Here is a 13998-nt window from a genome sequence, read left to right as displayed (position 1 = left end):
TAACGCGTGACCGACATCGACGTGATCATCGTGGGCGCCGGCCCGGCCGGGCTGACGCTGGCCGCCGAATTGAGCCTGGCCGGTGTGCGGCCGCTGGTGCTGGAGAAGCACCTGGAGCCCCGAGACGTCCCGAAGGCCAGCGGTATCGGCGGTCGGATCCTGGACGTGCTGCACTACCGCGGCATTCTGGATCGCTTCGAAGCGGCCAGCAACGACCCGCACGTGGCCGCCCGATTCCCGTTCGGCGGAACGCATGTGGACTTCACGCAGCTGGCGGATCCGCCGATGCGGGCGGTGCCGCTTCCGCAGATGGAGATCGAAGGACTACTCGGCGAACGCGCCCGCGAACTCGGTGCCGAGATCCGCCGCGGCCACGAGGTGGTCGGGGTGAGCCAGGACGAGGCCACGGTGACCGCGGAGGTGCGCGGGCCGGTCGGACCGCACCAGCTGACCGCCCACTACCTGGTGGGCTGCGACGGTGGCCGCAGCCGGATCCGCGACCTGGCGGGTATCGGGTTCCCCGGCACCACCTATCAGGAGGTCAACCGGGTCGCTCAGGTCTCGGTGGGCGATTCGGTCACCGTGCACGGCAATGGCGACATCGATGTCCCCGGGCTGGGCCGGCTTCCCTTCGGGTTCAACCGAACCGACCGCGGTATGTTCGCGTTCGCGCCCAACCGCGGGGGTCTGTTCCTGCAAACCGTCGAGGACGAGACCGCCGACTACGACGATGACGATCCGCTGACCCTGACCGAGCTCGCGGACAGCGTGCGCCGCGTGCTCGGCGCGGATCTCCCCATGTCGGATCCGAAGCGCCTGTCGCGCTTCACCTTCAAGGATCGGCAGGCCGAACGGTACCGGGACGGGCGGATCCTGCTGGCCGGCGATGCGGCGCACCTGCTGCCCGCCACCGGCACCGCGCTCAATGTCGGCATGCTCGATTCAGTCAACCTGGCTTGGAAGCTGGCCGCCGACGTCCAGGGCTGGGCTCCGGCCGGGCTGCTGGATACCTATCACGACGAACGCCACTTCGCCGGTGCGCGCGCACGGTTGCAGACCCGGGCGCAGGTGGCGCTGCGGCGCGGACACGACGAGGCCGCCGACTCGCTGCGCGAGGTCTTCCAGGAATTACTCAGCGACGAACCGGCTCTGCGCCGCATAGGAGCGCTGGTCGGCGGCACCGACATCCGCTACCCGATGCCCGGCGAGCACGCCCTGACCGGCGTCTTCGCAGCCGATCTCGCCTTGCACACCGACCAGGGCACGACGAGCGTCGCGGAACTCATGCACGCTGGACGGCCCGTCTTCCTCGACCTGGCCGAACGTCCGGAGCTCCGCGAGATCGGCCGGGAATGGGCGCACCGCATCGACATTCGCGCGGCCAAGACCGATGATCAACCGGCCGACGCCCTGCTGATCCGCCCGGACGGCCACATCGCCTGGGCCGCGACGATCGGCGAACCGGCCGACACCGCCGCACCCACGCTGCGCGAAGCGCTGTCGCAATGGTTCGGCTCAGCTGACGGCGCGTAATCCCGCGCGTCCCACCGCATGCGGCTCGACCACTGGCAGCGCCACGAGGATGGCGACGCCGGTCAGAGGGAGGAAGTCGAGGCTGACCGCGGAGAGGAGGATGCCCGCCACCAGCAGTGGTGGGCTCCACCTCGGGAGCTGGTCTCGCCGGGCCAGCAAGACCGTGGGGACCACCAGGCCGAGGAAGAACAGCTGGGGCCCAACGGTATATAAGGCCAGTCGGACCCCGGGGATATCGGAAGAACCGGTGGCTCAGCCGGGACATAACGGCCTTGGTTTCGGCTAAGTGCGGTCAACGGAACCGATCAAGGGCCTAACTGTCCCGACAACGCGTGTCCCACCCCCAACTGACAGAGAGGATGTAGGTGAGTACCTCCCGCCGGGGTCTGACCCACCACCTGACTGACTCTGGGTCTTCAACGGGATCTGTCGGCCTGGGCGGGAGGTACTCGTGTGCACCCACCAGGTGTTGGCGCTGTGACTTCATAGGAGCCTGGCCAGAGGCCCCATCTCTGTCTTGTCCGCGTTGCCCGGCTGGTGCGTGCCGCCCTGCCCACTCTCACGCGCAACAGGACGACGATGCCTTCCATTACACACGAACCCGCCGCCACTATCGAGGTCGCCGGTGGCGTCGACACCCACTCCGACACGCACACCGCGGCCGTGATCGACTTGATCGGCCGGGTGCTGGGAACCGCCGTGTTCCCGGCTGACGCGGCCGGTTACGCCGCGCTGCTGGCGTGGATGCAAGGGTTCGGGCGCCTGGTCCGGATCGGTGTCGAAGGCACCGGTGTCTACGGCGCCGGACTCGCTCGTGTCCTGCGTGATAATGGCCTCGACGTGGTCGAGGTGGACCGGCCCGACCGCAAGACCCGCCGGTTCCAGGGCAAGTCCGATCCGATCGACGCGATCGCTGCCGCCAAGACCGCACTGGCCGAAAACCGCACTGGCACACCGAAACAACGCGACGGTCGCATCGAAGCTCTCCGCAACCTGCGCGTGGCCCGTCGCTCGGCGGTCGACCAGCGCGCCGACGCGCAACGCCGGATCAAGGCATTGATCGTCACCGCACCCGACGAACTGCGCGAGCGGCTGCGTGGCCTGTCGAGCACCGAGCTCATCACCACCTGCGCGTCACTGCGTCCCGACCGCGCCGACGCCGCGTTCCCGGTCACCGCGGCGAAGATCGCGTTGCGCTCGCTGGCACGCCGTCACCAGCAGCTCACCGTCGAGATCACCGATCTGGACGAGCTGCTCGAACCGCTCCTGGCCGCGATCAACCCGAAGCTGGTCGCCGCCAACGGCGTCGGCACCGACACCGACACCCAACTGCTGGTCACCGCCGGGGAAAACCATGAGCGGCTGCGTTCGGAGGCCGCGTTCGCCATGCTCTGCGGCGTCGCACCGATACCCGCATCCTCCGGCAAAACCAGCCGGCACCGCCTCAACCGAGGCGGTGACCGCCACGCCAACGCCGCGCTCTACCGCGTCGTGCTCTGCCGACTGCGCTGGGACCCCCGCACCCGCGCCTACGTCGAACGACGCACCAAAGAGGGCATGTCCAAGAAAGAAATCATCCGCTGCCTCAAACGCTACCTCGCCCGCGAGCTCTACCAGCTCATCACCGCCGAACCCGCGCAAGCCACCGCTTGACATCCATAGGAGCATCAGCGCCGCACGTCGGCACTGGTTCGGGTGTGGTCTCTGCGCCCCGAACTCGGCGGCAGCGCTTCGCGGCCCGAACTTACGTGACACGCCTGAAGCACGTTGATGAAGATCATCGACGGCGTCCAGCGCCCGGATTCGGGTCAGCTCCTCGTCGACGGCGTACCGGTCGTCGCCGCCGTGGTCGTCGGAGGTACCTCCATCACCGGCGGGCGCGGCTGCAACTGCGGCGGTCAGGCCGAGCGCCGAGCCGGTGCTGATACCGATTTCGCCAGTCAGGACGACTTGGTTGACGGCCAGCGCGACTACCCCGGTCACGGCGATCTGATCCGCGCGGCACGGAAACCATGCGGGTCGGCGTACAAAGTGGCCTGACTACAGGTTTTTGTCCGGCTTCTACCAGCGCTTTTGTTGGATTCCGGAAGTACTGTTGCGAATACCGTCCGGGATTCGGCACAGAACTCAAGTTGGCGGAATGCGGGTTTGGTGTGGTGGTAGGGGTTTTGGGGTTGGGTGTTGCTTGGTTGGTGAGGTGGTTGATGTGGTCGAGGGTTGGTGCGGTGATGTGGATGGTGAAGTGTGCGTGGTGGGTTTGGTGGTTGTAGGTGGTGGTGAAGGCGTAGGCGTCGAGGAGTTGTCGTAGGAGTGGTGTGGGGAGTTCGGTGAGGTCGAGTTGTGTTTGGGGGAGTTGGTTGATGAGGTCGAGTGCTGGTTGGGGTTGTGGTGGTTGGGTTTTGGTGAGTTCGGTGAGGTCGGCCACCTTGGTGTGGTGTTGGATTTCGAGGTCGCGGAGTTGTTGTCGGATGTCTTCGATGACGTGTCGGTCGGTGTCGTAGTCGAAGATGCCGAGGTTGCGGATGAGTCGTGTCCGGGTGTTGTCGATGCGGGTGAGGGTTCGTTGGGTGGTGTCGATTTGGGTTTGGTGTTCTTCGGCTTGTGCGGTGTCGGTGGTCTGGAGTGAGGTCAGGAGTAGTTCGCGTCGGTGGGGTCCGAGGACGTGGGTGTTGAAGAATTCGGTGATGGCGGCGAGGATTTCGGGTTCGGGGAGGTAGATCCCGGTGGGGTGTCCGGGGGGTCGTGAGGCTTTGGTGCGGGGTTGGCAGAAGTAGTAGGTGCGGGCGCCGCCGTCGGCTTTGCCGCACATGCGGTGTTTGCAGTGGACACAGGTGATGTAGGAGCGCAGCCGGGGGTAGACGTGTTTGGTTTGGCGGTGGGGGTTGGGGTCGCCGGGTGTTCGGTCGCTGCGGGAGCGTTCGCGGCCGGGTGCGATGTGTTGGGCGGCGTGGAATTGGTCGATGGTGATGATGGGGGGGTGTGCGGGTTGGGGTGACCAGATCCATTGGTTGGCGGGTTTGGTTTTGCTTTTGTGGAGTGTGGTTTTGTTGCGGGTGCGGTTGTAGACCTGGTAGCCGGTGTATTTGGGGTTGTGCAGGATGTGGGAGATGGTGCTGGTGGACCAGGGTCCGCCGTTAGGCGATGGGTAGCGGTCCATGTCTTGGTTGAGTCGGTCGCAGATGCGGGTGTAGCCGAGTCGTTCGGTGATGCGCCAGGTGTAGATCTGGCGGATGGTGGGTGCGGTGTCCTCATCGATCATGAGGATGGTTTTGTGGAGTCCTCGGGATCGTTTGGCGGGTACTGGGTGTGGGATGTGGTGGGGTTGGTAGCCGTGGGGGATTTTGCCGATGTTGTAGCCGGCTTTGATGTGTTGTTCGGTGCCGCCGCGGGATTGTTCGAGGAGGTTGCGGACGTACCAGTCGGCGATGGCGCGGTTCATGCCGCGTACGAGGGTGGTGGTGGCGGCGGGGTCGCCGGTAGTGATGTCGATGGGTTCGTTGGCGCACCAGAGTTGGATGTCGCACTGTTTGAGCCGGTGTTCGAATTCGATGGATGCTCGGGTGTCGCGGGCGGTGCGTGAGATTTGTTCGGCGATAACGACATCGAAGGCGGGCTGTGCGGCGGCCGCGGCGGTGAGGAGGTCGGTGATGCCGCCGTCACGCGGGACGGGGACGTTGAACTTTTCGTGGCTGGTGCCGTGTCCGCGTTGGTCGAGGTCGAGGCGGCCGGTTTCGATGTCCCAGTAGTAGGCGACGATCACCACTTGGATCGGCAACCCTGCGAGTTTGGCTTGGCAGGTGGTGACTTGGCGGGGGATGGAGAGGGTGGGGTCTTGGTTGTCGTCGGTGGAGGTCCTGCCGACGAAGGCGGCGCGGATGATGGGTGCGATCTGGTTTGGGTTGGTGGGGGTGAGTCGGGCGATCAGGTCTTCGATGGTCACCGTGGACTGTGGGTCACCGATCAGTTCCCGCTCACCGGCGGCGGGGTTGTCGTCCTGCGTGGGCTGGGTGTCGGGTCGGGCGGTATCGCGGTGGGGTTGGATGGGGTTTGTTGGGTCGACCATTGCAGTGCCTCCCGGATGGCTTGTGCTTGCAGGATGTTCAGGCGTCGTCCTTGCTCACCTGCGATGTGGATGATGTCGAAGGTGGCCGATAGGTGTGGATTTGTGGCTGGTTGCCGGGAGTGATTCGGCCCCAGCGTATTCGCTGCAGGTGCGCTGTCCATGTTTGATCATGAGATGCTGCGCGCGGCAGCCGACGGCCAGATCGTCATAGAGGTCCGCGGTCGAGTGGCCCGGGGGAATCGAACCCCCGGCAGTCTCGCCCTGAAAGGCCAGGTCAGTGAGCTGACGTTGGTGTATCCCCGCCGCTCAACTGCCGTTTCACGACGTGTCGAGACCGAACACGACGATCAACAGACCGGCCCCGATCTGCAGCCAGGTGCGCGCGCCGACCGACAGCTGGACTGCACCGCCGAGCGCGGCGCCGGCCAACGTGTGCGAGACCAGTTTTCCTGCGAGGAAGCCACCGACCGGTGCGAGGTCGTCGCCGAGCCGCCGACTCCGTCGTTCACGAAAAGGACTCCTGCGGGAATGGACCGGCGGCGTCTGGGTACGCCACCGGCTGCCCGGGGTCGTCACCGTGGCGACAAACCGTCGGGCAGTTGCTCTCTCTATGTCCGCAGCACGCAGAGTTCGGCGAGGCTGGGTGCGCGCGCCGAGGCCGATCGCGGACTGACCGCCCGGCCCGCACGACTCAACCGCACCAGGAATGATGCGCCACCGCGTCGCGGCGCTACCAGCGCCGCGAGCAGCGCGAGGAAGACCGCCAGACGCCATCACGATTCTGGCGGGCACCGGTGTCGACCCATCGGCCATCGCATCGACCGACGCAACGACGGCCTCATGCACACGGAGGTCAGCGTGCGGCGCAGTGTGCTCGACGTGATGCACAGCAAGGTCACTGGTCGCTGGCATCAAGCCGTAGTCCTGAGCCGCGATGCCACTGGCGGCGATCGGCTGTTCCATGACGATGCCCAAGCCCATGTCCATGCCGTCTATGGGCATCGCAGCCCGGCACCGCCACGGTGGCGAAGGCCACCGCCGCCAACTAGAGCCGGCCGACCCGGCCCGGTCCACCGAGGGGACCAGCCATGACACCCTTTTGTGTCAACCTCGAGACCAAGGTCAGGCTGCGGCCTGCTGTTCGGTGCCCTCGCGGGCACCGCCGTGCAGAGCCGGATCGTAGGTAGTGCCGTTCTGCCAGCAGCGCCACATGACCCGGATCCAGGCTCGGGCCAGGATGCGGGTGGCGTGGGGATGATCCTTGCCCGAGGGCGGGATCGGTCGTAGATGTCGGCGGTCCAGGGGCTGGAGAAGCCGCTGTTCGCGGCGAAGGTGGTGATCGCGACGCGCAGGCGTTTGTTGCAGGCCCAGCGGAACGACACTCCGTGTTGTTTGCTCGATGCTTCGGTGACCGGGGTGATTCCGGCCAGCGCGGCGACCTGGTCGGGGTGGTCGAATATCTCGCGGGCGTCGCCCCATTCGGCCAGGATCTGCGCGGCGTTGATCGTGCCGGCACGGGGAAAGGACCGGAACAGTTCGCCGTCGGGGTGGGTGTGCGTGTGGGCTCACGGCTCCTTCACGCGCGACAAATGGAACCACTACACCGGGGTTCCACAGTTGAGTTGATGGTCTAGTCGGTGTTTTGGTGGTTTGACCTGCGGGTATGGTGATGGGCCTGGTGACGGGTGTGTCACTAGGCGCTCGGATCGTGGCTGGTCAGGCTGGTGGTGTCAGATCGAGGATCTTCTTGGGTTGGTCGACGGCGAGGGCGGTGAACAGGTCGCGTTGGGGCTTGGACAGTTCGGTGGTCTGCCGGAAGGTGCCGGCGGGGCCGGTGAAGGTGACGGCTTGGACGCGTTGTAGTTCGGTGCGGATGCGGTTCCAGGTGTGTCGGGTGCGGTTCTCGGCGACGCGGATGAGTAACAGCGCCAGCCAACACAGCAGCACGTGTGCGCGGATTCGGTCCTCGCGGCGGTGGTAGACCGGACGCAGGTCGATGACCTGTTTCATGTCTCGCCAGCCGCGTTCGACCTCGAGGAGTTGCTTGTAGCCCAGTGCGATGTCCTCGGCCGACAGGTGTGGGTCGCTGCAGCGCAGCAGGTACTTGCCGTCGAGGTTTTCCTCCTCGGCGATCTTGGTCTTGTTCACGCGCAGCAGCCCGCTGCCGGTAACGCGCAGGAATCGTTTGAGACCGGGCTTGGCCGACAGTTGGCCTTCGAGCTTGGCGCGTTCGGTGGCCGGGAGTTCGTCGGTGTCGGCGATGATCTGTTCCAGCTGGGTGATCAGGCGGGTGCGGATCGCGGCATCACGGTCGGCTTGATCGGGGTTGTAGCACAGCACGAACCGGTCGTCGCTGCCGATGCGGACTTCCTTGACCTGCAGGTTGTCTCGCACCGTCTTGTAGCGTCCCTGCCGCGACAGGGCGGCTTGCACCTCGGCCGAGCCCGAGCGCAGCTTCTCACCGATGATGTAGCCCCCGCCGCCGCGCATCAACTCGCGCCGATTGCCGGTCGAGGTGAATCCGCGGTCGCACACCCACACCACCCGCGACAGCGTCCAGGACCGGATGTCGTTGCGGACCTGGGTGATCAGGGTGGTGTCGGTGGTGTTGCCCGGCCACGACCATACCCGCACCGGGATACCGTCGCGGGTGACCGCCAGCCCGACCACCACCTGCGGCAGGTCGTCGCGGGAGTCTTTGGACTTGCCGTAGGCACGGAACCCGCTGTGACGCACCGCGTTCTGCTCGTCGGTGACCTCGCCGCGCGCGTCGCGCGGGTCCGGCATGTCGGCGTCCTCGGTCTCGAAATACGTTGAGGTGGTGTCGAAGAAAAGCAAATCCACTTCAAGGTTGAGCAGATCGGCGACCCGGAAGTAGATCGACTCGGCCAGCACGGGCTCGATTTCCAGCAGCCAATCCATCGCCCGATAGCAGGTCTCGTCGATCACCTCGGTGAGCCCGTCGATGTGCACGTCGGCGGCGACCCATTCGGTCGCGGCGAGCTTGCTGGAGGCGGCCAGGGCGCGGTTGGCGGTCAGAGCGAACAGCACCCGCTCCACCCGCGGATCGATCCGACGCCCTTGAAGGGCTTGCCGCATCGCGGCATCGATGCCCAACTGCCGCCACAACCCGTCAAGCACATGCGTGCCGCCCAACGGGCGAGCCTCGGTGAACGCCAGCCCTCCCCGGTCGGCGGCCGACACGGCCGCCGACGGGTCCAGCAGCCGCGACAACGACCCGATCAGCCGCTCGATCCCGGCCCGATCCAGCTGATCCTCACGCCCGAACGAGTACAGCACCTTCGTCCGCGACGTCCCCGCCACCGAGTCCCACTCGTTGTGGGCAAGCTGCAGATACCGGACCACCCGGCCGTCCTTGTTTCTACGGGTCGAGGCCTTCACGAACACGACCGCACCCTAGCGCCTACCAGGGAAGAATGTCATATACGCATGACAAAGATCACTTCATCACTAATTCGTGTCACTAGCAGATTTCGGATCTTCCACCAGACCGCAACACCCTGAACAGCGCCGACGGTCGAACCTGCTACCCAGAACCGCCATCAACTGTGGAACCCCGGCTACACGCCCGCCGGCCCCGCGTACTGGGAGCTCTGCTCCTAGCGGGAGTTTCCACCCTTCGTAGTTGAGCGGCACTAAATCCGTTGTGGCGCTTCATCACAGTTTTGGCGTATTACCCATATGCTGCCAGAGGTTGACATCAATCCCGGTGGAACAGATACCATTTCTTGTCGCCTCACCTGGGCGAACGGCAGTAGCAAACGTCGACACGTCGACCTGTGCCAATGCAAAGATGGATAATACACCGGCAGCCTGCAAAAAGCACTGCTGACCTGCACGGACGACGGCTAGTCGCGACCAAGGGTGGAAACTCCCGCTAGGACTTGACAGCCCTTAGCAATGCACGTTCGACCTCGTCACTCCCCACCGGAACCTGGCGACAGCTCGGCCAGACGAAATGCGCGCAAATCGGCATTATGGGAGGTTCGAGGAGCAGGCACGATCGGCTCGTTCCGGTTGTTGCGCAGGATCGCGCCGACGATGCGCCGCTGAGATCCGCTGTCGCTGCTCATCGTCGAACCCGGGACCACCACTGCGGCTTTTCGCGTCAGCGAGATCACAGTTCTGGTGCTGTGTTCCCCCGGCCGCTGAATTCCGGCAAGTTCCCGACATACCCGGCACCGAATCCGAAGCAACCACTAGCCGGTTGGCTTTACGTGCTACCGTGCGGGTGTCCCACGGGGCAGTTCACTGAATTTTTCTGCAATACAGGAGACGTCAGAGTGACAAATTCATACGTTCGCCGAGCAGGTAAAGGCGCCGTGTTGGTAGGTGGTTTCGCCGTTGCCGCAACGCTGTTCGCCACCACTGCGCAAGCCAACGTCACGAACCTGACAGTGAGTGGCAACAACGGCGGCACGTACGGCGTGGGCACCGCCTATACCGTGAGCGGCAGCTGCGACGGCCAGTCCCAGGTAACCTTTACCGACAACGGTCAGCCCATCGGCACGGCCACCCCGGTCAACGGCTCCGCGGCCATCCAATGGACCCCGCAGAGCACCGGCAGCCACACCATCGGCGCCACCGGCTGTTACACACCCGGCGAGACCGACACCCCGGCCCAGGTCGCCGTCACCGTCGGCCAGAACGGCGCCCAGTCCGGCCCCCTCGGCCAGTTGAGCCCCCTGCTCAACCAGCTCGGCCCCTTGGTCCAGCTGGTCCAACCTCTGCTGAGCAGCCTGTCCTCGCAATAGATTTCACCCCGGACGCACCCCGTCGCAGCCGAGTGCGCAGAAGACGGTGCCTGAACTCGTGACGGGGTGTGCCCGGCGCCGACCGCATGGCACGACCGCGTGGGTGAGACGCCCGATGCCCGGCAACTTCCCGGACTCAGCTCGGTCTGGACCGGGTCGGCGGGGTCGGGGATGGTGCGGGCGAGGAAGTCTTCGGCCAACCGGTCCGGCAGCACCGGTTGCAGCGCGGTCCCGGGTTGCAGCGGGGGGTAACACAACCGGTGATCGTCGACGAACTGCGCGGTATCGGGGGTGGTGACCCCGGCGCGGGTAAGGATCTCGGCGGCCTGGTCGTAGGCGACGGCGCCGGTGAGCGCCGCCACGGCCACCACGCGGGCCATGTGCTGGGGGGTGGTGGTGATGCGATGGTTGTCGAACATGGTCGCCCAATGGTCGACTTCGCGGTCGAGCAGATACCGCGACAGATCAGCGGCGGGCTGGTCTGGCGGGCGGCGGCGACGGCCACGAGTGCGGTCATACCCCGCAAGGCGGTCCGATTTCGCCGCTGATGGCGAACGTCTACCTGCATCGGATCGATCGGGTGTGGGAGGTGCGCGAGCACGGGGTGCTGGTGCGTTTCGCCGACGATGCTGTGGTGATGTGTTGCCGGACGTGGCAGCAGGCCGAAGCCGCGCTGACGCGGTTGACGGTCCTGCTGGCCGAACTCGGTTTGGAGCCGAAGAGAGCCAAGACCAGGATCGTGCACCTGCGAGTGGACGGTGAAGGCCTGGATTTCCTCGGGTTCCACCACCGGTGGGTGCGTTCGCAAGGACGGACCTCGGGTAAAGGTATCGAATTCCTCGCTCGCTGGCCTGCGGACAAGGCGATGCAGCACGCGCGAGATCGTATCCGGGTGCCGCCGCCGGCGGCCGGGCCTTGCTCTACCGCAGATAATTCGCGGAGTCACCTGCCCAGCAGGGTGCCGTTCACCCGGTGCAGCAGCGTTGCTACCGCAGATAAGGGGCTCTTATCTGCGAAAGGTCGCGTATTTCATCAGATGAATGATTTCTGCGTGTTGGCAATCCGCGTGCTGACGTGCACGTATTTGCCGGTCGGGGACGTGCGGCGATGCAGCGAGAATGCTTCGGCGTGGCGCTGCGACCAGGTGCATCCCGGTCTATCTATCATCTGATGAACGAATCCTTCGGCAGATGTTGGGGTGATTGGTGGCAGGTACGCGGAAGTTCGAGGTGGCCGGCGCGGCTCATCGGGTGATCTCGGCAGGTGTCCCGCTGCTGAGACCGGATGCCCAGGTGTTCGGGGCGATGGTGTCTGTCAAGTCAACGTGTCGAACTTCTTGAGCTGTCCCCTCGGTCGTCAGCTGCTTCTTCTGCCTGCCTGACTTTCTCGACTGCGGAGGCTTCGACCTGCGCGGTCCGCTTTTTTCGACGTGTTTCCGCAGCTCAGTGAATTCTTGCGGTAGATCGGTTCGGTTCGAGTAAGTTCCCGCCATGTCCATTGAGAAGGCCCGGTCCACCAGGATCGGGCCTTCGTCGTCAACGCCCCGGCACGGTCGACCGGACTGCGACGTCACTGTTTGCCTGATTGGAAAGAAGTGTGTAGTTTCCAATCAGGCAAGCAGTTGATAGGAGAGTGCGATGGACGAGTACGAAGACCAGCGGCAGGCACAGGAAGCGCTCGCGTTGATGCGGACGCATCAGGAGCGGACCAGGCGGTCGGCACTTGTGCCGGGCTGGTTCTACGTGGCGATGTTCGTTTTCTCCGTCGGGGCGACCGCAGCGAACGATTTCCTCGATCTCACCGGTACCAAGGTGATCGCGGCGGTGATCTTTGTCTTGCTGGTGGCCACGCTGGTGGTCAGGTTCGTGGGCGGGGCGGCTCCGCTGAGCCTGGTGCGCGGGGTGGCCCCCAGGGGTTCGTTCGCGCCGCGGGAAAGGATCGCGCTGCTGTTTGCCGTGGTGGTGATCGGGTGGCTGATCGCGCGGTACGGCGAAGGTCTCGGCCACACCATCGCCTCGGCGCTCGGTGTCCCCGGATACCCGCACACCGTCACCGGGGTGCTCTACGGGGCCCTGGCCACCGGACTGTTCGCCCTGAGCCAGCGACTGGTCACCGTCGGCGGGCAGCGCTCGGACCGATGAGCGGCCCGGGGCTGGACCGGCTGCTTTCGGACCCGACACGACTGGCGCTCATGTCGGTGCTGTCCGCGGCCCAGTGGTGCGAATTCGCGTTCCTGCGCGATGCGGTCGCACTGTCGGACTCGGCGCTGTCCAAACAGTTGGCCACCCTGCGCAAGGACGGTTACATCGAGCAGCAGCGCACCTATTCCGGCCGGATACCCAAGACCACCGTGCGCGCCACCGACCACGGATTACGTTGCCTGGCAACGCATGCCGAGGCATTGCAGGCGATCCTCGACCGCGCCGGCGCACCGCAGCCCGACCGGCGATAACCACCGAAATCAGGGGTACCACCATGCTCGACAACCGGCTCCGAGCCCGTCTGGCCGTTCTCGCCGCAGCGATCGGCTGCTGCGCAATCGCAATCGCAACCGCAACCGCGTCCGCTCAGCTGGGCGACTCGATCGACGTCCAGGGCAATCCGGACTGGACAGGCGGCATATATTCGCTCGAAGGTTCCGCCACCTGCAACGGAGGCGGAAAGGCCGATATCGAGCTTGACGGCTCGCTGACGTCGAGCAAAGGCAATTCCGACCTGGGTCCCACCCAGGGGACCTCGAGAGCTTGCGACGGCCGCCCGCATTTCTGGTCCGGCAGTGTGGTCGCCATCATGGCGACCGTGCCCTCGGACGCCTTGGGCACCGTGGGCATCAACCTCCGGAAGGGATCGACAACGATCGCCTCGACCGTCGCCAAGGTCGAGGGCCCACACTGAACCCTCTGCGGCAACGGGCCGTTGCAGATCGCCGAGGGAGGTGTCGGTCGGCTACTGTCCGGCACCGCGGCGAAGCCCCTGCAATGCATCCTCGCCCAGTCCCAGCAGACCGGCGCAACATGCCCCCCGAGCAGTCGGAAACCCCACTGACCCAGCGGCTTCGTACACACACGGGGCCTGCTGTACAAAACCGTCGTCGCAGTCTCACGCGGTGCGGAATTCATATCGTTCGTTCAGATCGGAGTTGACAAGTAATGCATAAGCGACTGACCAAAGCCCTGGGTGTCGCCGCCCTCAGCATAGTGACCATGGGACTGTTCATTCCCCAAGCCGCTGCCGATCGGGCCGACAATCTCCCATCGGGTCTCGACTGCGAGAGATTGCATTGCAACAACAACACCAACGACACCTACGAGGTCAATTACAACGCATTCTGCATCGATCCCGACACCCATAAACCGAAGGGAGTGGTCGAGAACCATGAGCTCGTAAGCCCGCACGAGAACAGGACCATGTTTCCGAGTTGCAACGGAGGCACAGCGGTCGATGCGGACTACGAGTCAGCGACGGTCTACAGTCTGCCGCCCCTGAAACCGGGGACCGGCTCGGCTCACTCAGCCTTTCCGAGTAGTGCGCTCGGCCCTGGCGTGACCTGGCGACACGCCGGAAGTTGTTGGGGTACAACGTAGAAGCGCAGAATCCCGGGTATGAAGGTGGTCCTACCAAAGATCA

At 65.1% G+C, this 13998-nt stretch carries 14 protein-coding genes; 8 read left to right on the top strand and 6 right to left on the bottom strand.

Features of this window, described 5'->3' with window-relative positions:
• The first annotated feature begins 6 nt into the window (after positions 1-6).
• On the top strand, positions 7-1533 hold the full coding sequence (locus tag ACV7NQ_RS01125; RefSeq protein ID WP_463357871.1) for an FAD-dependent monooxygenase: 1527 nt from the start codon (positions 7-9) through the stop codon (positions 1531-1533).
• Here ACV7NQ_RS01125 and ACV7NQ_RS01120 read toward each other — a convergent pair.
• Positions 1516-1707 carry a hypothetical protein gene (locus ACV7NQ_RS01120; protein ID WP_463357870.1) on the bottom strand — a complete coding sequence of 64 codons (192 nt, stop codon included), beginning with the start codon at positions 1705-1707 and terminating at the stop codon, positions 1516-1518. The two genes, ACV7NQ_RS01125 and ACV7NQ_RS01120, sit on opposite strands and share 18 nt — an antisense overlap.
• A 405-nt stretch (positions 1708-2112) precedes the next feature.
• Here ACV7NQ_RS01120 and ACV7NQ_RS01115 point away from each other — a divergent pair, with 405 nt between their 5' ends.
• Positions 2113-3186 (top strand): IS110 family RNA-guided transposase, encoded by a 1074-nt coding sequence (locus ACV7NQ_RS01115; protein ID WP_463357869.1) that lies wholly within the window; start codon positions 2113-2115, stop codon positions 3184-3186.
• Positions 3187-3400: 214 nt separating this feature from the next.
• Here the strand turns inward: ACV7NQ_RS01115 and ACV7NQ_RS01110 are convergent, their stop codons facing one another.
• The 5 genes from ACV7NQ_RS01110 to ACV7NQ_RS01090 all read right to left on the bottom strand — a co-directional run bounded on the left by ACV7NQ_RS01110 (position 3401) and on the right by ACV7NQ_RS01090 (position 9690).
• Positions 3401-5596, bottom strand: coding sequence for a recombinase family protein (locus ACV7NQ_RS01110; RefSeq protein WP_463357868.1), 2196 nt, complete (start codon positions 5594-5596; stop codon positions 3401-3403).
• Positions 5597-5914: 318 nt separating this feature from the next.
• A complete protein-coding gene (locus tag ACV7NQ_RS01105) occupies positions 5915-6598 on the bottom strand; it encodes a hypothetical protein (RefSeq protein ID WP_463357867.1) in 684 nt (227 codons plus the stop codon).
• On the bottom strand, positions 6589-7083 hold the full coding sequence (locus tag ACV7NQ_RS01100) for a transposase (RefSeq protein ID WP_463365480.1): 495 nt from the start codon (positions 7081-7083) through the stop codon (positions 6589-6591). Before ACV7NQ_RS01100 ends, ACV7NQ_RS01105 begins: the two co-directional genes overlap by 10 nt.
• A 229-nt stretch (positions 7084-7312) precedes the next feature.
• A complete protein-coding gene (locus ACV7NQ_RS01095; RefSeq protein ID WP_463357866.1) occupies positions 7313-9004 on the bottom strand; it encodes an IS1634 family transposase in 1692 nt (563 codons plus the stop codon).
• A 530-nt stretch (positions 9005-9534) separates the two neighbouring features.
• Positions 9535-9690: a hypothetical protein gene (locus ACV7NQ_RS01090; RefSeq protein ID WP_463357865.1), complete on the bottom strand. Its 156-nt coding sequence runs from the start codon at positions 9688-9690 to the stop codon at positions 9535-9537.
• Positions 9691-9939: 249 nt separating this feature from the next.
• On the opposite strand from ACV7NQ_RS01090, the gene ACV7NQ_RS01085 reads away from it, so the two are divergent.
• The 6 genes from ACV7NQ_RS01085 (at position 9940) to ACV7NQ_RS01060 (ending at position 13266) form a co-directional block, all read left to right on the top strand.
• Positions 9940-10371 (top strand): hypothetical protein, encoded by a 432-nt coding sequence (locus tag ACV7NQ_RS01085; protein WP_463357864.1) that lies wholly within the window; start codon positions 9940-9942, stop codon positions 10369-10371.
• A gap of 236 nt (positions 10372-10607) precedes the next feature.
• Positions 10608-10919 (top strand): hypothetical protein, encoded by a 312-nt coding sequence (locus ACV7NQ_RS01080; protein ID WP_463357863.1) that lies wholly within the window; start codon positions 10608-10610, stop codon positions 10917-10919.
• Positions 10919-11542 carry a hypothetical protein gene (locus ACV7NQ_RS01075; RefSeq protein WP_463357862.1) on the top strand — a complete coding sequence of 208 codons (624 nt, stop codon included), beginning with the start codon at positions 10919-10921 and terminating at the stop codon, positions 11540-11542. Before ACV7NQ_RS01080 ends, ACV7NQ_RS01075 begins: the two co-directional genes overlap by 1 nt.
• A 466-nt stretch (positions 11543-12008) precedes the next feature.
• Positions 12009-12512: a hypothetical protein gene (locus ACV7NQ_RS01070; protein ID WP_463357861.1), complete on the top strand. Its 504-nt coding sequence runs from the start codon at positions 12009-12011 to the stop codon at positions 12510-12512.
• A complete protein-coding gene (locus ACV7NQ_RS01065; RefSeq protein ID WP_463357860.1) occupies positions 12509-12823 on the top strand; it encodes a transcriptional regulator in 315 nt (104 codons plus the stop codon). The genes ACV7NQ_RS01070 and ACV7NQ_RS01065 overlap by 4 nt, the downstream gene beginning before the upstream one ends.
• Positions 12824-12846: 23 nt before the next feature.
• Entirely contained in the window at positions 12847-13266 is a 420-nt protein-coding gene (locus ACV7NQ_RS01060; RefSeq protein WP_463357859.1) for a hypothetical protein, read from the top strand.
• Positions 13267-13998 lie beyond the last annotated feature (732 nt).

The sequence above is a fragment of the Nocardia sp. Tas62D01 genome (assembly GCF_055232035.1).
This window is presented reverse-complemented; position numbering and strand designations above follow the sequence as displayed.